The organism is Arthrobacter sp. OAP107 (assembly GCF_040546765.1).
In the GTDB taxonomy this organism is placed as follows: Bacteria; Actinomycetota; Actinomycetes; order Actinomycetales; family Micrococcaceae; genus Arthrobacter.
In genome coordinates, this window is the sequence record NZ_JBEPOK010000002.1 from 47,377 (window position 1) to 72,107 (window position 24,731).

15 protein-coding genes and 2 pseudogenes are annotated in these 24,731 nt (G+C 59.8%); 10 read left to right on the top strand and 7 right to left on the bottom strand.

What is annotated here, in order from left to right:
* Nucleotides 1-91: 91 nt before the first annotated feature.
* Nucleotides 92-1,408 (bottom strand): isocitrate lyase, encoded by a 1,317-nt coding sequence (aceA, locus tag ABIE00_RS24965; RefSeq protein WP_354263614.1) that lies wholly within the window; start codon nt 1,406-1,408, stop codon nt 92-94.
* A gap of 1,108 nt (nt 1,409-2,516) precedes the next feature.
* On the opposite strand from aceA, the gene ABIE00_RS24970 reads away from it, so the two are divergent.
* The 4 genes and pseudogenes from ABIE00_RS24970 to ABIE00_RS24985 all read left to right on the top strand — a co-directional run.
* Nucleotides 2,517-2,813 (top strand): hypothetical protein, encoded by a 297-nt coding sequence (locus ABIE00_RS24970; RefSeq protein WP_354263615.1) that lies wholly within the window; start codon nt 2,517-2,519, stop codon nt 2,811-2,813.
* A complete protein-coding gene (gene prpB, locus ABIE00_RS24975) occupies nt 2,814-3,755 on the top strand; it encodes a methylisocitrate lyase (protein WP_354263616.1) in 942 nt (313 codons plus the stop codon). It abuts the gene before it with no gap.
* A pseudogene (locus ABIE00_RS24980) lies at nt 3,748-4,882 on the top strand (citrate/2-methylcitrate synthase). Before prpB ends, ABIE00_RS24980 begins: the two are co-directional and overlap by 8 nt.
* A gap of 330 nt (nt 4,883-5,212) precedes the next feature.
* Nucleotides 5,213-5,313: pseudogene (locus ABIE00_RS24985) on the top strand (aspartate 1-decarboxylase); the annotation flags it as partial.
* Nucleotides 5,314-6,649: 1,336 nt separating this feature from the next.
* On the opposite strand, the gene ABIE00_RS24990 reads toward ABIE00_RS24985, so the two are convergent.
* The gene (locus tag ABIE00_RS24990; protein WP_354263617.1) at nt 6,650-8,065 is read right to left on the bottom strand and encodes a purine-cytosine permease family protein; all 1,416 of its coding nucleotides are present in this window, start codon (nt 8,063-8,065) and stop codon (nt 6,650-6,652) included.
* A gap of 1,714 nt (nt 8,066-9,779) precedes the next feature.
* On the opposite strand from ABIE00_RS24990, the gene ABIE00_RS24995 reads away from it, so the two are divergent.
* Nucleotides 9,780-10,988 carry a putative manganese transporter gene (locus ABIE00_RS24995; RefSeq protein WP_354263618.1) on the top strand — a complete coding sequence of 403 codons (1,209 nt, stop codon included), beginning with the start codon at nt 9,780-9,782 and terminating at the stop codon, nt 10,986-10,988.
* Between the two features lie 1,375 nt (nt 10,989-12,363).
* Here the strand turns inward: ABIE00_RS24995 and ABIE00_RS25000 are convergent.
* The 5 genes from ABIE00_RS25000 to ABIE00_RS25020 form a co-directional block, all read right to left on the bottom strand.
* On the bottom strand, nt 12,364-13,731 hold the full coding sequence (locus ABIE00_RS25000) for an acetyl-CoA carboxylase biotin carboxylase subunit (RefSeq protein WP_354263619.1): 1,368 nt from the start codon (nt 13,729-13,731) through the stop codon (nt 12,364-12,366).
* A gap of 4 nt (nt 13,732-13,735) precedes the next feature.
* The gene (locus ABIE00_RS25005; protein WP_354263620.1) at nt 13,736-13,987 is read right to left on the bottom strand and encodes an acetyl-CoA carboxylase; all 252 of its coding nucleotides are present in this window, start codon (nt 13,985-13,987) and stop codon (nt 13,736-13,738) included.
* A gap of 53 nt (nt 13,988-14,040) precedes the next feature.
* Entirely contained in the window at nt 14,041-15,018 is a 978-nt protein-coding gene (locus tag ABIE00_RS25010) for a 5-oxoprolinase subunit C family protein (RefSeq protein WP_354263621.1), read from the bottom strand.
* Nucleotides 15,011-15,916: a 5-oxoprolinase subunit B family protein gene (locus tag ABIE00_RS25015; RefSeq protein ID WP_354263622.1), complete on the bottom strand. Its 906-nt coding sequence runs from the start codon at nt 15,914-15,916 to the stop codon at nt 15,011-15,013. Before ABIE00_RS25015 ends, ABIE00_RS25010 begins: the two co-directional genes overlap by 8 nt.
* A gap of 388 nt (nt 15,917-16,304) precedes the next feature.
* Nucleotides 16,305-17,072: a LamB/YcsF family protein gene (locus tag ABIE00_RS25020; RefSeq protein WP_354263623.1), complete on the bottom strand. Its 768-nt coding sequence runs from the start codon at nt 17,070-17,072 to the stop codon at nt 16,305-16,307.
* Nucleotides 17,073-17,945: 873 nt separating this feature from the next.
* Between ABIE00_RS25020 and ABIE00_RS25025 the strand changes: the two genes are divergently transcribed.
* The 5 genes from ABIE00_RS25025 to ABIE00_RS25045 all read left to right on the top strand — a co-directional run bounded on the left by ABIE00_RS25025 (nt 17,946) and on the right by ABIE00_RS25045 (nt 24,715).
* Entirely contained in the window at nt 17,946-19,223 is a 1,278-nt protein-coding gene (locus tag ABIE00_RS25025; RefSeq protein WP_502914307.1) for a purine-cytosine permease family protein, read from the top strand.
* 931 nt (nt 19,224-20,154) lie between these two features.
* Nucleotides 20,155-21,588 carry an ethanolamine permease gene (eat, locus tag ABIE00_RS25030; protein ID WP_354263625.1) on the top strand — a complete coding sequence of 478 codons (1,434 nt, stop codon included), beginning with the start codon at nt 20,155-20,157 and terminating at the stop codon, nt 21,586-21,588.
* A 304-nt stretch (nt 21,589-21,892) separates the two neighbouring features.
* A complete protein-coding gene (locus tag ABIE00_RS25035; RefSeq protein WP_354263626.1) occupies nt 21,893-23,107 on the top strand; it encodes an acyl-CoA dehydrogenase family protein in 1,215 nt (404 codons plus the stop codon).
* On the top strand, nt 23,108-23,236 hold the full coding sequence (locus ABIE00_RS25040) for a hypothetical protein (protein WP_354263628.1): 129 nt from the start codon (nt 23,108-23,110) through the stop codon (nt 23,234-23,236).
* A gap of 87 nt (nt 23,237-23,323) precedes the next feature.
* Nucleotides 23,324-24,715 (top strand): class I adenylate-forming enzyme family protein, encoded by a 1,392-nt coding sequence (locus ABIE00_RS25045; RefSeq protein ID WP_354263629.1) that lies wholly within the window; start codon nt 23,324-23,326, stop codon nt 24,713-24,715.
* Nucleotides 24,716-24,731: the final 16 nt, after the last annotated feature.

The window sequence follows — 24,731 nt, forward strand, 5'->3', positions numbered from 1 at the left end:
AATTGCTCCTAATACAGGCCCAACTGGGAGCAGTAAGTGTCGTTTTGAGTCTCCAAAACGACACTTACTGCTACTTACATGGGCAAAAGCGTTAGTGGAACTGGCCTTCTTCTGTGGATCCCACGAGAGCCAGGGTGGATGCGTTCGGGTTGAGCGCAGTGGAGATGTCGTCGAAATAGCCGGTGCCGACTTCGCGCTGGTGCTTGGTTGCGGTGTAGCCGCGGGACTCGGAGGCGAATTCCTTTTCCTGGAGTTCGACGTAGGCGCTCATGCCTTCGCGGGCGTAACCGTGGGCGAGGTCGAACATCGAGTAGTTCAGGGCGTGGAATCCGGCCAGGGTGATGAACTGGAACGTGAAGCCCATGGCACCGAGTTCGCGCTGGAACTTGGCGATGGTGGCGTCGTCCAGGTGCTTGCGCCAGTTGAACGACGGCGAGCAGTTGTAGGAGAGCATCTGGTCCGGGAAGTCGGCCTTGACGGCTTCGGCGAACTTGCGGGCCAGCTCCAGGTCCGGGGTGCCGGTCTCCATCCAGATCAGGTCCGAGTACGGCGCGTAGGCCTTGGCGCGGGCGATGCAGGGTTCGATGCCGTTGCGGACCTTGTAGAAGCCTTCCGGAGTGCGTTCGCCGGTGATGAACTCCTGGTCCCGCTCGTCCACGTCCGAGGTGATCAGGGTTGCTGCCTCGGCGTCGGTGCGGGCGATGACGACGGAGGGGGTGCCGGCGACGTCGGCGGCGAGGCGGGCCGCGTTCAGGGTGCGGACGTGCTGCTGGGTGGGGATGAGGACCTTGCCGCCGAGGTGGCCGCACTTCTTCTCCGAAGCGAGCTGGTCCTCCCAGTGAACACCTGAGGCGCCGGCCTGGATCATGGACTTCATCAGCTCGTAGGCGTTCAGCGGTCCGCCGAAGCCGGCTTCTGCGTCGGCGACGATCGGGACCAGCCAGTCCTCAACGGTCTGGATGCCCTCGGAGAACTCGATCTGGTCGGCGCGGAGGAGGGCGTTGTTGATGCGGCGGACCACGGTGGGAACGGAGTTGGCCGGGTAGAGGGACTGGTCCGGGTAGGTGTGGCCGGAGTTGTTGGCGTCGGCGGCGACCTGCCAGCCGGAGAGGTATATGGCGCGCAGGCCCGCCTTGACCTGCTGCACGGCCTGGTTGCCGGTCAGGGCACCAAGTGCGTTGGTGTAGCCGCCGGTCTTGTGCTCCTCGGTGAGCTGCTTCCACAGCTTCTCGGAGCCGCGCTTGGCAAGGGTGTGCTCTTCGGAGACCCGGCCACGGAGACGGACGACGTCGGCGGCTGAGTAGTCCCGGGTCACACCTTCCCAACGCGGGTTGGCAGCCCACTCAACTGCCAGAGCGGCGGCCTGCTGCTCGGGCGTCTGCTGGTTGGGCTCAAATGCTGCAGTCATCTTTGTCTCCTTCTTAGCACCCGGGCCGTTCCGGGGTTCTGGTTCCGGTGCTGGACTTCCCAGCGCCGTCTTGGCTCGGACAGGTCTTCTTTACTGGGCGCCTGCATTTACAAGCCGCTGGTCCTTCGCTTGGCCGATTTTCCGTTTTGGAGGAGCTCACAGATGCGGTACGTACGTAACCCGTAGCTTCTGTATCTCTCAGTCGCTTGTCGCTTCAAGGATTGATCAAGGAAGCGGAGGATTCACTGGCCTCGGCGGGCATTTTGGCGGTCCCCGATGCTCTTCGGCGAGCAAACGAAGAACTGTGGTTGTTCGACCAGTGCAAACGGAACGACGAGCCACCGGCCGCCGTAAAACTCGACATACGCGTCCGGAGGACACTTGGTGTAAGCCTCTTCCCGAGTCATGATTTTCCCTCTCGAATGGTCGAAATAAGGAGCAAATGGTCGTAAACGGTTGTAGTAAAGGTAGCTCGCTCCCTGCCCGGCGTCAAGGGTCTCAGTGGGCGCGGAGCGGCATGCTCTGGAAAACTGGGAAGCGAGGCCTACGGGAGCTCGACACCGCAGGGGGCACTTTAGGTTGGATCCTCGATAGCGTATTGGTTTGTCTTATGGTTGGTCTTGGTGTACAAATGTTGTGACGCACGCCACGTACGGTTCGCGCGCAGGGTTGCCCACAGGTGGGTGCGAGACCACGCTGCATTCCAGAGAGGAGAACAAGCAATGTCGGAACCAGCCGTAAATTATGAACACCTCTGCCATGCGGGTCCTCCCGCGTATGGACTCGTTGGAAGCTGCAGTGGGCCTGCTGAGCGTCTTCGAGAACGGTGTTTTCTTGGTCGAAACAAGTCGTTGGAAAGGCCAGCCGCCTCGGGATTCTTCTCCGATCATTGCTCACTGAGGACAAGAGGAGTCTCCCTGATACGGCCCTGGCGGATGGATCAGCGCAAATGGTCGCAGAAGCAACGGAACGCCTGACTGCGCAGCAGGAACACCAAGTTCTCGGGCCGATGGCGGCCGGTGCCCTCAGCCTTGGCCCAGCCTACGTCCCCTGCACTGCAGACTTTCTCACGTCAAAGCTGTCAGAACCTCCGCCCAGAAGGAGCGACATGGTACGGAACACGATGTCCCCATATACAAGAGCCGGGGGAAACATCCCCCGCGAGCAGCAGCACGTCTCAATCGCCGTGGTGGCCCCGCTTTACGCCCGCCCGGTCACTCCAGAGCAGTGCATAAACAAGTTCCGAATGCTGGTCGGCGGGCCGGTAGCGAAGGATGAAATTGCACCATTCCCCGCCGCCATCAGACGTCTCCCGGAACTGGCGGGAGGCGAGCTGAACCGGCACCGCGTCACCGTGGAGCCCAGTGTCACCCACCGTAATGCTGCACCCAAGGGGCTGTTCTGAATGCTGTACTCCAAAACCACCCCGGAACAGAAGCGGCTGCGCTTTCGCGAACTGCTGGCTTCTGGCACCATCCAGCAGTTCCCCGGGGCGTTCAACCCGCTCTCCGCCCGGCTGATCCAAAAAAAGGGCTTCGCCGGTGTCTACATCTCCGGCGCCGTCCTGGCCAACGACCTCGGCCTGCCGGACATCGGTCTGACCACCCTCACTGAGGTGGCCACCCGGGCAGGGCAGATCGCGCGCATGACCGATCTGCCCTGCATCGTGGATGCAGACACCGGCTTCGGCGAACCCATGAACGTGGCCCGCAGCGTGCAGGAACTCGAAAACGCCGGGCTCGCCGGTTGCCACATCGAGGACCAATTCAACCCCAAGCGCTCCGGCCACCTCGACGGCAAAAACGTCGTGGACCTGGACACCGCCACCAAACGCATCCACGCCGCCGTGGATGCAAGGCGAGACCCGAATTTCCTCATCATCGCCCGCACCGACATCCGCGCCATGGAAGGACTCCGTGCCGCAAAGGACCGGGCCAAAGCCTTGGTCGAAGCCGGCGCCGATGCGATACTTCCGGAGGCGATGCGTGATTTGCAGGAGTTCCGTGCCATCCGCGACGCCGTGGACGTGCCGATTCTTGCCAACATGACCGAATTCGGCAAGAGCGACCTCTTCACGGTGGACCAACTCCAACGTGTTGGCGTGAACATGGCGATTTATCCAGTGACTCTGCTCCGTAGTGCCATGGGGGCCACCGAAAGAATTCTGGACACGCTTAAGAGCCTGGGAACGCAGCAGGTACGCGTGCCTGAGATGCTCACACGGGCCCGCCTTTACGACCTCTTGGACTACGAGGCTTACAACAAATGCGACTCCGGAATCTTCAACTTCCAGAACCCCGGCGTCCACCGCTCCAAGAACTGCATTGAAGGAGCTCAACATGAGTGACGCCGAGATCAAAAAGGGCCTCGCCGGCGTCGTAGTGGACGACACCGCCGTCTCTGTCAACGCGGAAACCAATTCGCTGCTGTACCGCGGGTACCCGCTCCAAGAGCTCGCCGCCAAGTGCAGCTTTGAAGAAGACGCCTACCTCCTCTGGAACGGCGAACTGCCCACTCAGGATCAGCTTGCCCGTTTCACGGCCCGCGAAAGGGTCGGCCGCGCGCCCGACCCGGTCCTCAGAACCATCATGGACGTGTTGCCCACCGACGCCCATCCCATGGGCGTCTGCCGCACCGTGGCTTCCGTGCTCGGAGCGCGGCACCCTTGGGCTGAGGACTCCGCCCCCGGCCAACATGAACAAGGCCATCGATCTGTGGGGAGCGATGCCGGCAGCCATGGCGTACGATCAGCGCCACCGGCGCGGCCAGGACCCAGTGGAACCCCACGACGACCTCGGATATTCGGCCAACTCCCTGTGGATGACCTTCGGCGAAAATCCCGTGGAAGAGGTCGTCGAAGCTTCAACGCCTCCATGACTCTTACGCAGAGCACCGTTCAACGCCTCACCTTCCCCGCCCGGGTTGTGAGCTCAACCCTCTCGGACCTGCACTCGGCCGTGACAGCCGCCAGCGGAGCCCTCAAAGGTCCCCTGCAGGGCGGAGCCAATGAGGCTGTCATGCGCACGTTTGACGAGATCGGCATCCGCAGCGATGAATCGCTAAAAGAGGCGGCGGCAGGAGCCAAGGCCTGGATGGAAGACGCCTGGCGCAAAACGAAAAAAGTCATGGGTTTGGACACTGCGTCTACAAGCACGGTGACTCCCGTGTTCCTACAATGAAGGCCGCGATGGTCTCGAGTAGGCCATGGACGAGGCAAAGGCCATTAAGCCCAACCTCGACTACCCCGCCGCGCTCACCTCCCACCTCCTGGGCTTCGACGCCCCCACGTTCATGCCCATCGCTGAGCGCTTACATCGGCCCCGGGCAGTGCTCCCTCAAACCGTAACTTCTTCAACTGCCCATCTCAGCGTGGGTGCCGGATGTCCGCCCGGTCATCAACTAATCACATCATCCACATGGCGGTTCACAGCCCGTCCGCACGACAGCTGTCCAAATCCCACTGCCTGTATTTAGGAGCAAACTATGGACCTTCACCTACAGCCACAATGGCAACGTGCACTCGGGCAGCGTGTGGAGATTTGGAGAGGCTGGGAACTGATCCGGGAAGGAATGGTGGAGGCTGTAACGCCGGACGATTCAATTCTGTGGATTTCAGCGGAAGGGCCCTACTTGAGGCAGATGATTTTCCGTGACGACGGATACCAAGTTTTCGCGCCTTTCCTGCCTGCGTTTACGGCCGCAAGCGACCCCCGGAATTCTTCGGGCGAGGTCCACCCGTAAGCCGAGGTCCCGCTCAAACGTTCCTGCAACGCAAAGCGTGCATACGAGACCCGCGGGACATCCATCCCAGGCGAGCTGGTGGCCATCGTGGACGTCACCAACGGCACTCGTCCTGAGACACACGCTATCGCCGGCGGACGCGGCCGGGTGTGATCGGCATCAACGACAGACGATCGGTTCCGCTGGGGCGGCTTTGTTCATCGTTGGTGACCTTGCCGGTGTGACCAACCCACGAGACGAGATCACCCACGTACTGAACGATGTTGTCGGGGCGCGAAGTCCGGTGGCATGGGAGAACCTGGATCAGCGGGATAATCTTGCGGACCTTGACTGGGAGCCGCAGTCTGGCGCGGCGCGCATAACCAGGGCTGGGTCGTTTTCCTGGCCAGGCTGGCCGAATTCCGCGGCCGGGGCATCCTTGTGGTTCACCCTCCTGCTGTCGCCGGCTTCTTATCAGTGATAACTGACAATCTCGGCGCCCTCTTCCCAGCAGTTATCACCAGAGACACCGGAAGGCTTTCCCGCCGGAACCATCGAACCCATATATTGTCTTACCCAAGCCCTTGACCCAGATCCGGCCTCTGTCCTAAAGGCACTCCAGGCCCGAAGGCCTCGGCTACCGGGATCCGCGCGTAAAATCGTCCAGGCAGAGGAGCTCCCGGTGACAAACGGATACTGGGAGCGGGCAGAATACGCTGCACTTGCTCAAGCGCGTGGGCGAACTTGAGTGGCTTCGTGACGGCATAGCGGTGGAAGGTTTTGCCCTGATGTCCAAGATGGCCGCTGGCCTAGTAGTGACATGGAAATCAGCCGCGGTGACGGTTCCCTAGCCACCGTAGTTGAGGTGCAGGTCCATAGGCGCCGTAGTTGAGGCGCAGGGCGGCCTGGCCCTGCGCTCCACCGCCATGTGTGGGTCGGATGAGCAGAACAACGCTGGTTGACGGCACTATCCCGGGGCGATGACTGCGGGGCCTTCGCACTTACCGAACCCAACCCACCCACGGGCCCGACTTTGTCGACTTGGAAACAACGGCCGTGCCCACTTCCGGGCGCTAAATTGGTGGCATCACCGTGGTCTGCGCATGCTGAAGATGGCGGTCCACGGCTAACTGGTCCCCAGGATTTTCGGAGTTATACGGCAAGTGTGTTTGAGGGCAAGATGTGCCTGCGCCCAACCTGGCAGGCTCACACCCAGCTGGAGAACCAACTTGCCGGCGCCAATTCCTTCAAGGACACCGCCCGTATGCTTTTCGCCACTAGCTTTGGGGTTACCTGGTCGGTCGGCCGTTGGGCACGCCACCGCATGATATGAAGCGGCCGTGCACTTCGCCGCCCAGCGGCAACAGTTCGGCCGGGCCCCTGGTGCGGCCGGATTCTACTCATCCACGGCTCAACGCACCGCCGCTTGCCATGCCCCGTTTTGTCACACGAAGACGGTGCTTCGGCGACGCAGTGAAGGGGACCCGCTTCGTCTGCCCGGGTCCCCTGCACTCGAACACGTCAGCGTACTGAAACTACCAAGGAATCCGTGTCTTCGTTGATGAGGCCTGTCCTTTTTAAGGGGGAGTTCCACAACAAAGCGTAAATTGCCGCCGCAGATACGGCAGTAAAGATAGGGCTCCACGTTGAGCTAAGATGTCCTAGTTCAGGAATGAAGACCCCGATCTGCAACGCAAGAACGCCAATCAGGGTTGAGATTGACCACGCTATCAGTCCAGAAGCATTTATCTGGCGATAGCGGCTATCGGGGATACCGCCCCACTCCTCATTCTTCCCTCTGAGCAGAAGAACATGCGTCACGGCAATAGAGACCCACGCAGCACAAAGCACACCCTGCCAAGACAGTGCCAACAACACATACTGAATAACCGGAAGCGTCATCAATAAGTAGATGAGCACTGCAGAAGTGACCACCCAGAAAGTATTAGGCAGATTCGCTCGGAAAACCCTATTTCCAAACGCCTGCAGATTCGCTGCTGCCACATAATAGTTAATCGCATTAGGACGCGTCTGGGTGGCAAACAATACAACTAGCCCCAGAACCCCCATGAGGCTCATGATGCCGCCGGCAACACCGATACCAGAGGCCTGTGTTCCCGGGATCAGGAACGTGAGCAGAATGCCAATAATGGCATTAAAGCCAAATCCGAAGAAATAGAAGAACGGCCCAAAGTTAACGGCCAAGTGGAACTTGGAATCCTTGCGCTTAGCGAGTGCGGCAAAATCCATTGCGTACATCACGATGACGAAAGCCCCAAGATAGCCGGCAAAAGTCGCTAGCCACCCCGGTCCACCTGCAGCGAAAATAAGGGGTTTTGCAGCAGTGTGGTGCATCCACGCATCTCCAAAACCGTAGACCGCACCTGCCCAAACCACAGCACCGATCAGCCCTAGAAAGTATATCGGCATTAGCCAGCCATTGATTTTGTCCATGAACCTACGGGCGCCACCGAGTACGAGGGGCGTCGAATAGAGCACTACTACCAAATTCCACACCCACGTTTCGCCACCGAAGGTAGCTTGGAAGGCGTAGGCGACAATTTGTCCCTCAAAGAGGGCATAGTATATCGCAACCAGACCAAATATGATTGATGTTATTATCGCGCCTTTGACGCCAAGAATGGTTCGGGAGAACTCCGCGACGGTAGTCCTATTGGCGATGGCATATCGCGAAACGACAGCTGTGACAATGCTGTAGAAAGCCGCGGCTAAAACCAAGCCAATCAGAGCGTCCATCGTCCCATAGGCCACAGCCAAAACGGCCCCTGTGTAAACCCAGAAGAGCGTCCCGCTCATTCCCTGCCAGGCCATCGTGAGCGAACCACGGGTCATCTGATGTATATCGTCACTACTTCGGGATGGTGCATGACTCGATTCGAAAGTCATGGTACTTTCAGTTTGATTTGACTCTTTCATTGTTACCGCCTTTTCTGTGCTAGTAAGTGTTCCGCACGTTACATGCCAGTCATTGGTTGAAGGTGCGACCGGCTACGAGTCAAAGCTGCGGAAATATGCCTGAGAATGTACCGATCGGCTGATGGTGCACCGTTTTGAGTGGAATGTCGCCTCAGCCTTGTCGCGGAAGTGTCGGTTATCACCTGAATGATCTTCGGAGCTGCGAATCGGTTGCAGGAACGAAGGACTTCGGCTTGCCCATCAGTTGGACCAGGCAAGACGTATGGATCCACCCACCAACTCACTTGTATTCCTTGGCCAGTTCGCATCATTGATGCCTCGCCCCGCTCAAAGGCGCCGATGTCTCGGAGCGGATTGAAGTCCGTTCAGGAGCGTGTCATTTTCCTTATTTAATGAACTACTGGTGCCGGCTCCTGGGGGACATTTAGGAAGAGATGCAGGTGGGTGGGAGTTCTGTTGCCAAGACTGTATGAGGCTGTGTTCCTCACGGCGTCATCCGTTCAGAACACGTACGCCCCCGGTGGAAGCCGGCATTGCTACGCGGAAGAGGCGGCCTCGGGAAAGGACATATTGGCCTACTTCAGCTGTTACAGGCTCACCTCTTGATCTTGATCAGGTGAGCAACGGCCGTCGCATGTTCCGGGTCGGTCCGTGGAGTGACTGCTTGTTGCTGTAGCCACAAGTCATTGGTACACCATTTGAGTGCCTCCCGCCAACCAAATCTGCCTCCAAATTTCAACAAGTCGGCGGAACGATGGTTCGGCCTGGAAGCTTGTTGGCACTTTTTTCAGCGTGCTGAAAGGGTGAAACCACGGGGGCGCGTAGTCCCGACCTTTCCTCAAAAGGTTGCAAAGCGTCGTGCGTTGCAAGTAGAGTCACCCCGCCTTTGGCACAGCCTGATCTACGACCTGTTCCAATGAGGCAACGATCTCGAGGGAACCAAAAGCAAACAAGACGCCTGCTACACCTCCGATGGTAGCGAGCAACGGCCTTCCCCCAGCTGAGGGCCGGTTCAACGCCAACACCTCGGCGACGGACCAACGATGGCCCTCTGGTTACGGCGCAGATGATGTGTTTGGCTCGGGCAGCGAGCGAGCTCGGAAAGAAGGCTCGACGCGATCAATCCGGTTCGTGACGGCAAAGTCGTCGAGCTGGCCCGCGTCCTGGAGATGGGGGCTTCTACGGGGCGATGTTCACCTCTTTCATCAGAAAACCGGAAGCCTGTGGGGGCTCGGAACCAACGGGTTCCTCTTCGTCTGCGCCCCCAATAGGACAAAGGTTTCTACGGGATCGGTGGTCAAACCGTCAAACCGCTGGCCGTCTTCTGACCTTTCCGTTTAGGACAGGGAGACCAACCTCCAAGGCCTATCGCTGCCTCTTCGTAATGGCTCCGGACGACGACGTCCTGCGAAGGTAGAAGGCTTTCTCCAGGGCCACGTCTCGGTTTATTCCGGGGGGATTTGAGAGGTAAGGGCGGCATCCCCATCCTGACCAATCATGCGGAGGCATTGAGTATCAGGAGCAATGGGGCGCCCATTTAGGCTATTTGGTTGCGATCGGGCGGGCGTACCGGTAGATTGTGATCCCAGACACTACGGACTCCAAATATGTGCATGCTGAATGAATTTCAGGCGCCGACCGAGTCACGGGAGTACTGCATGCCCTGCAGTTTCGTCAGTTCGGGCAGAGTACATACGAAAGGTAGCAATCAACGATGGTTGAAGCTGCGGTTGGTTCACTCGTCGATTCATTCATGGAAGTCGGCGTCTTCGTGGCGACTATGCTCGCCGTGTTCAGCTGTTTGCAATACCGCTGGGCGTCATCAGTTGCGCGCATAGCCTCGAAGTTTCGCCGGACCGGTCCGATCTTCGCCGCGGTTCTCTCCCTCCCGCCTGGATGCAGCGGGGTCATTGCAGTCGTGTCAATGTACGGCCGAAGCGGGGTGTCCTTTGGCTCCGTCGTCGCAGCGCTCGTGTCGACGATGGGTGATTCGTCATGGATCCTACTCACCGCCAACTTCGGGCTCGCCGTCGTCCTGAAGCTGCTGTTCTTCGCGGTTGGCAGCGCGTTGGGTCTTGCGGTCGATTTTTGGGGCTACGATCCACGAGCCCAATCCGGGAAGGGCCGCCGTATGGCAACCCAGATCCTCGTACCCAGTCAGTCGCTGACGGCCGAGTACATGACCCAGGATTTCTCCCGTTCCGGGCGGCTCTCGCCTGAAGGCTTTCGCGAAGTGCTGTCCCCGCCATCTTCTCCCTCGGGATCGGCAGGCCTCGATTCCTCGCCGCACATCTCATACATGGGCAATCGTCGTCTTTCACGATTGGGCGTTGTCAGCGCGGTGTTTTGGTGTGCAGTTGTCCTCGGGCTCGTGATGAAGATCCCAGTCGAGATGAACGTTGTATCAGAGGAAGGCTTTGAAGAAACTTTTGGACCACTAAATCCGTACACGATTACAGGTGTCGCGGGAACGCTCTCAGCGATCGTGATCGCCATACTCGGCAAGCGGCAGTGCCATTGCCTAACGGCCAACGGAATCTCCGTCGTCCGGAATCTCCGTCATATATCCGTTGAGGCCTCGAGGATCATTCTCTGGGTCGCGATGACCTACGGGGCCTGGGCAATCGTCACGGAGGTAGCGGGGTTGGAAATTGGTGCGGTAGGGCTCAATGGAGTCGGCGGCGTCGTTCTCGCCGCATTGATCGGACTCCTCCCGTCATGTGGACTGGAGGTGGTGGTCGCCGGCCTTTTCACCACCGGCGCCATATCGTTGCCCGTTTTGATCACGTACCTCCTGAGCCATGATGGAGCCGGCTTGATTCCGCTCTTTGCGATACACCGGAAATCAGCTCTGGTAGCCACGATTTTCACCACGATCACCGCATTGGTGATCGGCCTTGTGGCTTATGTAATCGCGTCATGACGCGGTTTATTGAGCTGTCATCATGACCGTCCTACACACCACGTTGGCCCCGCACGGCAGTTCCTATAGACCGGTCGCTACGGGGAACCGGCACGCGACGGCCAGTATTCGCCCGCCATCCAGCGCCTCAGCCCTGGGTCCAAGGTTCGTCCCCCGGCTAGTCCGTCCTCAGCCTCGGCGCCTAAGCCATGGACCCCGCACCCGACTACCGTTCGTGGTGCAGCTTCCCGACGGAGAGGGCTAGGCGCAGGAAATGCGCGACCACCTCATTCGGATCAGCATCGACAATGTCACCCGCTACGTCAAAGGCATGGGGCCTGCCCTCCGCCACCCCGCGATGTTCCTGATCGCTAGGGGCCCGAGAACGACGGAAACCACGTCGAGCAGAAAAACTGGTTAGGGTTCGCGAGCTGGTCGGCTACCTGCGCTACGACACCGCCGCCGAGCTGGAGCTGCTGAACCTAATTCTGGGAGCTGGACCGTATCCTCACCATCTACCTGCTTCCACAGCAAAATCTCGTCTCCAAGACCCCGCGACGAGGGCCCAGGTGACAAAGACCCATGATGCGTCAGCCGCCCGCACCGGCGCACCGCAGCCGGCCCTCGTTCTGACCAAACAGCATTCCGTATGAACGCCGAATACCTAAAATCGAGGCGGGCCCTGTCCCGGCGATCCTATCCTTCACCGGCCGGCTCGAAACCCTATCCACCACCGAGCACCCTTCCACCCATCAAACCGCCGGTCAACGAGGACTGGAACCGCCGCCCCAACCGCGGCTTTCCAATGACGCAACTTATGTCCGTGACCGTGAAGCAAAACTGCCCAGAATTGTTTGACCGTTCGTGACTGACGAAGTCGATGTCCACAAAGCCGGGTACGGCGTCATCCCATTGCGCCAACGTGCGGATCGGAATCTGGGACTTGAGCAGGGACCCGGTTTTGTTGGGTGTGGGAGCGTCCGCGAGGCATCAGCTTGGCCCGTTCCCGGGCCAGGTGTCGATCGTCGCCGCGCTCATCTGCCGCAGCAGCGCTCCTTGGGCGTCCGTGATGTCCAGGGCCTTCTCTTAACGCAGCATCGGGATGAGTTCGGGCGTCACCGGCTGCCAGCAGCGTTCCGGCAGGAGCCCCCAGAACCGCCCAGCAGAACACAAGGGGGGCTGCAGATCCGCGCCCGTATGTCGGCGCCTGTCCGTGCCTCACTCGTCTGGCCGTGGGCGGCTCGTGGGCGCGCCGCAGCACCGCCCGGGCATGATCCCGGTGCCAGCCGGCCTCGCGCTGGAGCTTGACCAGTAACTGCCAGTCGCTGGAACTGCTGGCCGCGGAGACCGCGGAACCATACCGGGCTCTGTGCGGAGCTGGGCTAGCTTTTAGATTTTACCGGGCTGCAAGTTCAAATAGATCGGGCCGGTGCTCGAGCATTTTGGTGTGATGCTCGACGCGTGTGAAGGCGGCGTCCGCGAGTACCTTCCGCAAGAATGGCACTGTCGTGCGAATTCCGTCGATCTGCACCTCGTCAAGTGCCCTCAGAGCACGTTGGACTGCATCCTCTCGGTTCGAGTCCCACACCACGAGCTTGGCGATCATTGAGTCGTAGTAGGGCTGGACCGTAGAGCCTGCTACGACTCCACTGTCGACCCGCACTCCTGGGCCTCCCGGCCAAACCAACCTTTCCACGGTGCCCGGACTCGGCATAAACCCTGCAGCCGGGTCCTCGGCACAGAGCCGGACTTCGATGGCATGACCCGAGAGGACGATGTCATCCTGGGCATACCCTAGCAATTCACCACTGGCGATGCGCAACTGCTCGCGGACGAGGTCGACACCGGTCACCATCTCCGTCACGGGGTGTTCGACCTGAAGACGCGTATTCATCTCAATAAAAGACACCTGATCGCGAGCTTCATCGTAGAGGAATTCAACCGTACCGGCTCCCATGTAACCGCAGGATCGACCCAGCTGCACTGCTGCATCGAGCATCAATTTACGCAGATGGTCGGGGAGGTTCGGCGCAGGGGCCTCCTCTATCAGCTTTTGCTGACGGCGTTGCACTGAGCAGTCCCGGTCGAACAGATGGATGACGTCAGTGCCGTCACCAAGAATCTGTACCTCGATGTGGCGGGCATGGTCGATGAAGCGCTCAAGGTAAACGGTGGCATCCCCGAATGCCGCAAGAGCTTCCGCTCCGGCTGTCTTGAATTCCCCAAGGAGCGCCTCGGGTTCGCGTACCACGCGAATGCCTCGGCCGCCGCCACCTGCAGAGGCCTTGATGAGCAGGGGAAAGCCGATACGCTCGGCGGCGGCACAAACGTCATCACTCGGGCCTAGCCCACCGTCGCTGCCGATCATGATCGGCACGCCTGCGGCACGCGCCGCAGCTCGCGCCGCTGCTTTATTGCCCATTAGCTCAATAGCCTCGGGTGATGGCCCGACCCATGTCAGTCCTGCTTCGAGTACCGCCTGCGCGAAACTCGCTCTTTCGGACAGGAACCCATAGCCCGGGTGGACGGCATCTACGCCCCGCTCTTTGGCCGCGCGAATAAGGGCTTCGGGATTGAGGTAGCTCTGAGTTGCGGGTGCTGGTCCCACCAGCGCGAGCTCATCAGCGAGCTGCGCTGGATAGCTATCTGCATCCACGTCGCTCACGGCGAGAACGCTTTCGATGCCCATCTCGCGCGCGGCTCGGATGATCCGGGCGGCGATTTCGCCGCGGTTGGCAATCAGTAGGCGCTTCAATGCAACCACCCCTTCAGTTCACCAGCCGGATTTCGGCGATGTCTTGCCCCGGGGCCACTTGGCTCTCGTGCTCTACGAGAAACCGATCGAGCACACCGTTCCTGTCGGCAGTGACGGGATGAAAACTTTTCATGATCTCGACCAGGCCGATAGTCGCGCCGACGGCGACGGATGCTCCCTCTTCGATGAAGTTCGGCTCGCTGGGCGATGGCTTGCGGTAGAAGGTTCCTGGGATGCCAGTTTTAATTTGATGAACGTCGTTCACAATTCCTCTTTTCAAGTGAGACGGCAACGCTCTCGGCGTAACCGGTTAGGTGGTCAGTGGCTAAGAGCTGCGATGGCGGCAGAGAGGTATTTAGCCGAGGCCTGGCGTGCGGCGGCTGCCTGCTCTATTGAGACAGGGACGAACCGCACCGTGCCGTTAGTGGGGCACTGTCCAAGTCGGTCCAGGTCCGCTGAGATCACCGCACCGACAGTGAAGTAGCCTCCGGCGGTGACAGCATCGCGCGACAGCACGATAGGCTCCGTGCCGCTCGGGATCTGGATAGCACCTACCGGGTAACCGGCATCGACAACGTTCGAAGGATCACTTCCCGCACCGAAGGGCCGCTCGCCGTCAACGAACTCGAGCGGCCCCTCGGTGGAGGTCATGCGGATTCCCGTACGGTCGGCGTTCGGTGTGACGGTCCATGTGCGCCCATTGAACTGGTCGATACCGCGTGTGCTCAGTCGATAGCTAAACAGGCCGGGCACGTAACGGAGTTCAACTTTCCCCGAGAAAGCAGGAATGTGTTCCGGAAGCAGCTTGCGGAGTGAACTAGCCTGATTACGAACGGTGCCAGTCGGGAGAATGTCACCGGCAGTCAGCTTGCGTCCCTCGAACCCGCCGATTCCAACCAGAGCATGGGTGGAACGGCTGCCCAGCACTGCCGGCACATCGATGCCACCACTGACGGCGATATATGCGCGAACACCGCTACGCAGGAAACCGAACGAGAGCTCGTCACCGGCGGACACGTCGATCTCCATCCATGCCTTCGCCTCGCGGCCATTCACGAAGGTCGGCATGTCACCACCCGTGACAGCGACTGTCGCCGCTTGGGTGAAGCGGAGCCGCGGACCAGTGAAGGTAAGTTCCAGAGAGGCCGCTCCGGGATCGTTTCCCACCAGCGCATTGCCGAGGCGGTAGGAGGCCAAATCCATGGCACCCGAGGGAGCCATTCCCTGCCTGTAGTGGCCAGGGCGTCCCTCATCTTGTACGGTGGTGGCGAACCCTGGCTCGATAACCTCAATCACGGTACAAAACCTCCCTCAAGTGATGACAATAGGGTTCGGGCGACTCGAAGAAGACGCCGGGCTCAAAGGTGATAGGCCGTTGTAAGTAGGAGAACGTTCCCGCCGCGACCTCGTCCTGAATGCGGTCGTACTCGGCCCGATCGATGGAACGGAAATTCAAGACATCCCCGGTGCGGACAAATGCCGGGTCGTCAGCAAAATCCTTCAGCCGCTGCGCCGGATCATAGATGGGGGCCGCAGCCCGTCCCAACATTGGGTAGCCTCCGGCGCTGGGCGAGGGATAGACGACCGGGTACGCACCTCCCACCGCGAAGGCTCGTTCCGGGGTCTCCGTACGGGGACGCAGGTACTTCGGCGCCTGGATCTGGCGCTCGAATGCCACCAACTGGAAAGACCAGAGAATACCGGGTACGAAGCCCGTCATCGTGGCCATCGACGGTGCGCTGGTCACGGCTTCGATCAGATCCTCAACTGTTCCAAACCCGTTGACGTCGGCGAGATACTCGATGTCAGTCTTCGATGGGTCCTGTACCCGGTCTCTGAACTTCATCAAGACCTCATAAGTCCAAGGGTCATTGAAGAGGACCGGGACGTCGATGACACGTGTCTTAAAGGGCTCCAAACCCTCGGCCTTGACCGACCGTTCCACTTTCTTTAGCCGTTGGACGAGTGCATCGAACGTCACGACATCGGGGTCGTAACGCACGAGATAGGAAACGTTCGCCGGGCAGATGTCAATGATTCCCTCTGTGTCCTCGCCTAAGACGCGCACTGCGATCTCCTGGATTTCAAGGTTCGCTTCCAAGCTCATTGCCTCGTCGAACTCGACGAAGAGAAACTCGTCCCCAGCTGGCGTGTACCGAGTGTTAAAACCTGTGTTCGTGCGCTTCAGTGCCACTCCTTGCCTCCCTGCCCAGTGAAAACCCGACCAAACATCGCCTGCACCTTCACAACTGTTTCTCCGTCATAAGGCGAGGAACGCGCTAGTTTGGTTGTTTGAGGCAGGGCCGCCCGTTGATCTTCGGAATGCATGATTCCTCCTGCTGTAGAATTATCGCCACCCGGCGCTTTTGGAGTGACCGAGCTGCCAGAATGTCTATCCAATATTGTTTGGTTGCGAACCTCGGTTGAACGGCACCTGCTGCCACCAGTTCCGCAAGGTCGCCCCGAGCTTCTAACGATGATTTCAGCGGCGGCCAGACCGGCGATGAGTTCAGCCTGCCTGATCAGGGGTCCACGACCAATGATGCGGGCCCGAATCGATGACCAGAGGAATCCTGATCCGGCTAGAAGCGGACGCTGCTTGTCGCGCTCGGAGCGTTTAGGCTGATGCCCTCGCGATCAAAGGCGCTCCGGATGGATTTTGCGATGTCCAGGACATTCGGGCGGTCGCCATGGATGCAGATAGTATCGGCGTCAAGCTCGAGCCGGCGGCCACCTATCGTCTCAACTATGCCTGAGACCATGTCAACTGCCCGACGCGCGACATATTCAGGGTCTTTGGCAGGAGGACGGGACTCGATGATGACATCGCCCTCATCGGTGTATTCCATATCAGCGACGACTTCAGCGCACGTGTTGTAGCCGTGCTTTCGAAGGTTATCCGCCGCTCGCCCAGCCAGCATGAAGAAGACGAGGTCCGGTTGCAGTGCCAGCATGGCATCGGCGACTTTGCACATGAGGTCGTCATCGCGGGCAATAGTGACGTAGAGCTTCGAGTGAGGCTTGATGTGGTTAAGACGGACACCCTCTTGCTCGGCAAAGGCGAGTAGGGCACCCACCTGGTAGGTCATCATGTCGATGACCTCTTCATGGCTTACGTCCATCATCCGACGTCCGAAGCCCATTAGGTCGGGGAATCCCGGGTGTGCGCCGAGGGCAATGCCGTGTTCCTTGGCGAGCCGTACAGACTTCCGCATGATAGCCGGATCGCCGCCGTGCCAACCGCAGGCCGTGTTGACCGACGAAATTAAAGGAAAGAGTGCCTCGTCGTCACCTAACGTCCAGCGGCCGTAGCTCTCGCCGGCATCAGCATTTAAGTCAATTGTTTTCATGAGCTTGCTCCTTTGACCGTGTGGCGCGCTGTGCGCGACGGTTATTTTGACAGCATGCAGTGCGTTCGCCCATTTCGCCCATTTGCGCGATTTGGTCGCCAGCCGATCTTGGCACTTGACTTCTGGATTTGTCAACGCTTCATGTCCGCGGTATGCCACGGTGCCACCACTCGTTTGGCCGGCGCGAGCGACCGCCGACCAAAGCGCTTTGCAGGTGATGTCACCCCAAGGCTGTCAGTGAGCCTTCCTGTTCACACCTTCAACCGCGGGGCGCGGTGGTCAGCTCCTTGATCCAGCACCGCATCCATTTCATCCAGCCTCCCCGATCCTGGGCAGTTCTACGGCATCCAACCAGAGGAAGCAACGCCTCGCCTACTTCCTATTCGGTCCCCGCTGGCTGGAAGGCCGGCAGGTTGATAAGGGGCGCAAATGCATATATCAAACTGGGGACAAGTCGGCGCGACAACGACGACGGGATGCGATCGTCTTGGATTGGGCGCCTGAAGGTTCGCCCATTACCAAACCATTGACAACCCTAAGTGCTGAATGGGACAGTGGTGGCGGCTATATGGGCGGACTTTTGGGTGCTGCTCTTTCCCGAAGATTACCTACGCAAAGCGTAGCCAATCCGAGTTCCCCTGCTTGCCGCAGATTCAAATTATCCAAGCCGCGTAAAGCGGCTCACATCCCTAGCCATCGGCTGGCCCTTACCGACATCGCTGTCGCCGTGACCATCCCAGCCCGGATTCGGCTCAGGGACCTTATAGGAAGGGCAACCTTGTGAGAATACCCGAGCAGGCCTCTGACGAAGGTGTCGACGCCGCTACACACGCAATACCAGATGAGGCCAGGACCTCGAAGTTGTCCCTCACGATGTCTTGGTGGGGGGTGGCGAGCGGCATGATCTACTTGTTCTTGGGTGCGACGATGGCGGTAACCTACGGTACGATCAACACGATCATTGCCTTGGTCCTGACGGTGATCAGCTACGGCATCATAAACTCCGTCTTGGCCCGCTACTCACTCAAGACCGGACTTAGCGTAGCCCTGTTCTCGCGAGTTCTCTTCGGTCGTTTCGGTGCACTGTTGGCCACCGCAGTCTTCTTCCTCACTGCGATGTTCTACGCAATCTTCGAGGGCTCCGTCATCGCTGTCGCTGCCAGTAGCGTCCTCAACGGGCTCAGCTACAGCGTCGCCGCCTTCTTGGTTGTTCTCTATTCGGTTCCCCTGGCGATTGGCAGCGTGCAAAACTTCCTAGACAAGCTCAACGGGGTGCTGCTGCCAATCTTCGCCATCGGATTGGTGGCCGCCGTCGTCGCCACCGTCGCAAGGTACGGCTATTCCTCGGAATGGCTGAACTTTGTACCGGCGGGCGGGGCCCCCGCGTGGGGATGGCTGCATGCCTACATCGGATACATGGGCGCGTGGATCTTGATGATGTTTACCTTCGACTTCGCCAGATTCGGCAAAAAGCGTGACGTCGCCTACCACACGCACATCAACTTTGGATTTCCCTTCTACCTTATGGCGTTTTTGATCAACGGCTTGGTGGGAATTTTTCTTGTAGCCGCGGGACAGGTCGCAAACGTGTCAGAAACGGGCGTCGTCGAGCAGCTTCTCATTGTACTTGGCGGCGGTTGGGGGCTGCTATTCATTTGGGCGACCCAGACCCGAATCAACAGTGCCAATTTTCACTTGGCGACGGTAAACATGCACGCCTTCTTCGATCGGCTCGGTTTGCGTCTCGGCAAGGTGCTGTGGGCGCTAATCGTGGGCGCATGCGTGCTTGTGATGATGTCTGCCACGGACGTGTTCAGCTACCTGCAGAAGGCGCTCACCTATCAGGGCGTTTTCGTCACTGCCTGGGTGGCCGTAGCGATGGTCCATATTTTGTCGCGTCGGTACCGATCGATGTTCGGTGACCGGGTCTTCTATCGTTCTGACGAGGTACCTGCCATTAACCCTGCTGGATTGACCGCCTGGCTGGTGGGAGCCGGCGTCGGCGTTGCGCTGACTCTGGCCGGCCTTGACTTATGGGCTCCTGTCGTGACGGTTGTCCTCACTTCTGTCCTTTACGCCACGCTGCAGGCCGTTTCTAAACCCGCTTGGTACGCCATCGATTTACCGTCTTCCGAACTCGCAAAACCATAATGAGGATTCCCTATGCCTTTGGCTCCTCCAGCGTCGCGGCGTCCACGGCTGACGGGTGTGCCGCATACAGGGCAAGGCGCTGAGGTCGTTTCGCTCCCCCACCTCGTCCGGGACACCCGGGCGAGGCGGGGGAGCGTGAGCCACCGTCTGTTTCGTATGATCAACGTTCCCGCAACCGATCCCTGAGTATTGCAGCACCAGGCTGCGGCTATAAGCAGCACGCCGAGGTGGTCTGCCTGGTGCACAGCACCGCGCTGATGAATCGCCGGGTAACCGCCCCGGCAGAGGTCCCTTCAAACGCGTAGGCGTTCTTCCTTTCCACAAAAGTATGCGGGCCGGCAGGGGGAGTAGCCGGCAGCCAACGCGGTTTCGATCCGCACCGTCCCATCTGAGCAGGACATCTCCATGCCCTTCCTGAGCAGAATCCAGTAATGGACGGAACTGCGTCCCGATGACACTGCTGTCGCTGTCGGCGGGGGCCGAACTGCGGGCGGCCGCGGAAGAGCTGCTCCCCGGTATTCCCATCCGCAATCTCTTGGCGACACCCGCAGAGTACAGGTTGCCGTTCTCGACCTGGCGTGGGCTTCCCAGGCGCGGGATGAGATCACCCGTCGGCTTCCGCCGCCAGCCCATGCCGAAAGTACCGGTCTGGAGGAAGGCAACCTGGACTCCGCTTTCCTCGCACTGGAGGCCCCTCGATAGACCAAATAAGGAAATTACAAACCTTCAAAGAGAGATCCGGAAATGATCTTACGAATCGAGCCTTCCGACTTGCTGAGGTGGTTGGCAACCAATCAGTGCCCTTCTGCAGCCCACGGCGCCATCTCGGGCACATTGGTCGTAGTCGAACGTTCCCTTGCGCCTTCCGCTTAGCTTCGGTAGGCGTCCCATTCTGTTTTCTTCCCCTGACACCCCCATTTTTGGAGTACCCATGACCAAAATATCGCCAGGCACGCAGCAGCGCGTCGTCGAAGCCGCGTATTTTCAACAGCGTACCCTTCGGCGAGGGGCAGCCGGTTGGCTGCTGCTCGCTGGGCTCGGCATTTCCTACGTCATTTCGGGGGACTTCTCCGGCTGGAATCTCGGCCTCGCAGCCGGCGGCTGGGGCGGCCTCCTGATCGCTTTCGTCCTGATGGGCATCATGTACTCCTGCCTGGTCTTCGGCATGGCCGAAATGTCCTCGGCCATGCCTGTCGCAGGTGCGGGGTACGGCTTTGCCCGCCGTGCGCTTGGCCGGTTGGGCGGCTTCGCAACCGGGCTAGCCATCCTGATCGAATACACGATCGCCCCCGCCGCCATCGTCATCTTCATCGGCGGATACGTGGAAAGTCTGGGGATCCTCGGCATCACAGCCGGCTGGCCCGTATACCTCGCCTGCTTCATGGTCTTCATCGGCATCCACCTCATCGGCGTTGGCGAGGCACTGAAGGCCTTGGCTGTCATCACCGGCATGGCCGTCATTGCTTTGACCGCCTTCGTGGCTGGCATGGTGCCGCATTTCAACCTCGACAACCTCTTCGATATTCCGGCAAGTGACGCCGCGGGAGCTAGCATTTTCCTGCCCAACGGTTACGGCGGGCTAATGGCTACCTTCGTCTTCGCGATCTGGTTTTTCATTGCCGTCGAAGGTGTACCGTTGGCAGCTGAGGAGGCGGAAAACCCGCAACGTGACATTCCGCGTGCCATCATCGTGGCCGTGGCCGTTCTCGCCGTCACAGGGCTTTCTGTTCTCGTCCTCGCGCCCGGCGGAGCCGGGAGCGCACTGATGAGCTCCTCAGCCAGTCCCTTGCCCGATGCCCTCCGCGCCGTTGGCAACGAAAGTTTTGCGGTCTTCGTAAACTATGCCGGCCTGGCAGGGTTGGTAGCCAGCTTCTTTTCCGTTATTTATGCCTACTCGCGGCAGATATTCGCGCTTTCCCGCGCAGGCTACCTTCCCAGATGGCTTAGCAGGACCAATGCACGCAAAACTCCTACCTGGGCTCTCATCGTTCCAGGCGCAGCCGGCTTCATCCTCGCAGCAGTGGTGGATGACGGCAACAGGCTCATCAACATCACCGTCTTTGGCGCCGCTGTCTCCTACGTCTTGCTCAACTTGTCGCACATTGCGCTTCGCAAGCGTGAACCCGACTTGGAACGTCCCTACCGAACGTTTGGCGGCGTATTGACTACCGGCCTCGGGCTGGTCCTTGCTGCCTCAGCGGTGGCGGCAACCTTCTTTGTCGATCTCGAAGCCGCCGCTATCACGGCCGGCATCTTCGTTGCCGGACTCCTATACTTCCTCCTATACGGGCGTCACCACGTGCTGGATGGCGCCCCTGAAGAGGAATTCGAAAGGATTGCTGAACGCGAGGCGGAGCTGCGTTAGTCATGCTGCTTTCCACACGGGTCCCATAACGGGCAGGTGCCGCCGGATCCGTTCGGCGCTACCTGCCTATCCCAGCGAAATGCTGCATGGGGCCGTTGCACAAATTCTCAAGGATTGGCTCCAACCGGGGTTCGGATCGGACCCCGGATCGGGGGCTTCCTCGTGGCGCCTCATGATTAGGACTCGGCGAACGTGGCCTGCAAGTTCATAGGAACCATTACGCGCCGTCAGCATAACCCGAGCACTAAAACTACGTCTTCGCTAACCTGCGAGCAAAAACCGAACACAAGTAGGGAACATCAGCATGCTCGAACGAATCGGTGACCGTCTTTACCACGACACAATTGCCACGCCCGAACTCATCAAAGTCCGTACTCGCGTTCGTGAGATGGCGGAGTCGATCGTCGCACCAGTTGCCAGCAGATTGGCCACTCAAGACGAACGCACGGATGGATTTCCGCGAGAAGTATTTGCAGCTCTCGCCGAGGCGGGCCTCTACCGCATCCCCTTCCCGAAAGACGTAGGAGGGGAGGGGCTGGACAACCCTGCCGCAGCCACGGCCATCGCCGTCGAGGAACTCGCCTATTACTCCAACAGTGTCGCTGCAATCTTCGACGTCCACTGCATTCTCGCCGGCAACGCCTTGAACCAAGGCACAGATGCTCAGGGAAACAAATGGCTCAGCCGAATCGTGAATGGCGAAATCGTGGGTGCCTTTGCAACTAGCGAACCAGGCGCGTCCAGCGATCTATCTGCTACTGCCGTCGCCACCACAGCGATCAAAACCGGCAAAGGCTGGGTGCTCAACGGCCGAAAACGGTGGATCACCAACTCGGTCGCGGCAGGTGTGATTACAGTCCTTGCCACAACCGGAGACCGCCTCACACTCTTCATCGTGCCTACAGATGCACCAGGCGTATCCATCGGCACGCCCGATAGGAAGATGGGGAACCGCGCACAAATCACCGCTGACGTCATCCTCGACTCAGTTCAACTGTCCGAAGAGCTTGTACTTGGAGAACCTGGTGGCGGACTCAAAATCGCACTCCAGACACTTACCTATGGCCGAATCGGCATCGGCGCCGCAGGTACAGGAATGGCACAAGCGGCCTTCGACAAGACGGCAGCCCATCTCGCTACTAGGGAAGCCTTCGGGAGCCCGCTCGCCTCTAAACAGCACTGGCAGTTCAAGTGGGCGCGACACGCCGTCGCCCTCGAAAATGCCCGCACGCTGTATCTGAAAGCGGCATTTCGCTTGGACTCAGGTATCTCATTTCCAGAGCCCGAGGCAGCGATGGCAAAACTCATCGGCACAGAGCTCGCCTGCGATATAGCTCGAGATGCGGTACAAGCATTCGGTGGGCTTGGCTTCGCATCTCAGCTTGGCGCAGACGATAGCGAGGGCCCCGTAGAGGCAATCTATCGGGATTCGAAAATCGGCGAGATCTACGAGGGCGCGAACGAAATCCAGCAGTGGGTCATCGCTCGACAGATCTTTGGGCGAGAAACCACAGGATAAGTGCTAACGGATTCCCACATCACTATGAACAGCTACAACCAGCACGCCGACGTGCTCTGCATACTCCGTCGCACCACGCTGATGAAGCGCCGCGAGAGCGCCGAAGCAGAGGTCGCTGCTAACGCGTAGGCCGTTTACCTTTCCAGAATATGTGCAGACCGGCCAGCAGAGATGCGGCTGGTCTGCGCCGTCCCAGCCGGAAGCAGGACCCAACCAGTGCCTTTCCTGAACAGACTCCAGAAATGGGCCGACCTCCGCCCCGACGGCACGGCGGTCGCCGTCGGCGGCCGCGGCTTCACCTGGGCGGAACTTCGCGGAGCAGCAGAAGAACTCGTCCCTTCCACCCCGAAAACGTGCATCCTGTCCGAACCCAACTCACCCGAATTCGCGGCGCTCTATTGCGCCGGGATAGCCAAGGGACGGCAGATCGCCGTCCTCGATCCAGCCTGGACGCCGCAGGCCCAGGTCGAGGTGACCCGCATGCTGCCATCCCCGTCCGGTGCCGCAGGAAGGGCGCTGGAAGACGGCGACCCTGACGACGCCTTCCTCATCGGCTTCACCGCCGGCACGACGTCAACGCCAAAAGCCTTCACGCGCTCCCGCCGGTCGTGGCAGGCCTCCTTTGAGGCCTCGATCGAATTTTTCGGCCTCCGCCCGGACGACAAGACGTTGGCCCCCGGCCCGCTCTCGGCGAGCCTGAACCTTTACACGCTTTCCGAATGCCTCTACGCCGGCACGGAATTCCACACCCTTCGCACCTTCGACGTCGGAGATGCCCACGCCGTCATCGCCCATGACGGCATCACCAGGTTGGTCCTCGTCCCCACGATGCTCCGGCTCCTCAGCGAACGGGGACTCATGGCATCCGTAGACGCCTCCGCCATCAGAACCATCATCTGTGCCGGGTCCAAGCTCGACACCCGCACCCTCGAAGCCGCCAGGCGCTGGGCACCCAACGCCACCATCTTCGAATATTACGGCGCCGCAGAACTCAGCTTCGTATCCGGCCGGGGGCTGGGCGCAGGGGAACCACTGGACGTCGCGGGCACCGCCATTGGCCGGCCCTTTCCCGGCGTGGAGGTGCAAATCATTGATGACCACGGGTCACCCCTGCCGGACGGATCCGCGGGGAACATCAGCGTCAAAAGCCCCATGATCTGCCAGGGATACCTTTGGGGCGACGACGGAAAAGCCCTCCGGCGCCTGAACGGCCGGTACACGGTCGGCGATCAGGGATACCTTCTCGATGGGGATCTCCACATTCTCGGGCGGAGCTCGGACATGATCAACACGGCGGGCCGGAACGTCTACCCGCACGAGGTCGAACTCGCACTGTCGTCCATCCCCGGCGTTGAAGCTGCTGTGGCCGTCGGTATGCCCGATGACCTGCGCGGACAGCGTGTCATTGCCGGAATCATTCCCTCCTGTGGAGGGCTCACCGCAGCCACCCTCAGCGCCGGCCTGGAAGCACTCCTAGCCAAGGACAAGAGGCCCCTCCACTATTACTCCCTCGCTGAGCTGCCCCTGACCGACAGAGGGAAACTCAATCGACGAATGCTTCTGGAGTGGATCGACACCGACGATTCCCGTCTCCACCGCTTGCGCTAGAGACGCGGTCACACCG

Coding starts and splice junctions, on each gene's coding strand:
- aceA (WP_354263614.1), bottom strand. CDS start 1,408: ATGACTGCAGCATTTGAGCCCAACCAGCAGACGCCCGAGCAGCAGGCC.
- ABIE00_RS24970 (WP_354263615.1), top strand. CDS start 2,517: ATGGTACGGAACACGATGTCCCCATATACAAGAGCCGGGGGAAACATC.
- prpB (WP_354263616.1), top strand. CDS start 2,814: ATGCTGTACTCCAAAACCACCCCGGAACAGAAGCGGCTGCGCTTTCGC.
- ABIE00_RS24990 (WP_354263617.1), bottom strand. CDS start 8,065: ATGAAAGAGTCAAATCAAACTGAAAGTACCATGACTTTCGAATCGAGT.
- ABIE00_RS24995 (WP_354263618.1), top strand. CDS start 9,780: ATGGTTGAAGCTGCGGTTGGTTCACTCGTCGATTCATTCATGGAAGTC.
- ABIE00_RS25020 (WP_354263623.1), bottom strand. CDS start 17,072: ATGAAAACAATTGACTTAAATGCTGATGCCGGCGAGAGCTACGGCCGC.
- ABIE00_RS25025 (WP_502914307.1), top strand. CDS start 17,946: ATGTCTTGGTGGGGGGTGGCGAGCGGCATGATCTACTTGTTCTTGGGT.
- eat (WP_354263625.1), top strand. CDS start 20,155: ATGACCAAAATATCGCCAGGCACGCAGCAGCGCGTCGTCGAAGCCGCG.
- ABIE00_RS25035 (WP_354263626.1), top strand. CDS start 21,893: ATGCTCGAACGAATCGGTGACCGTCTTTACCACGACACAATTGCCACG.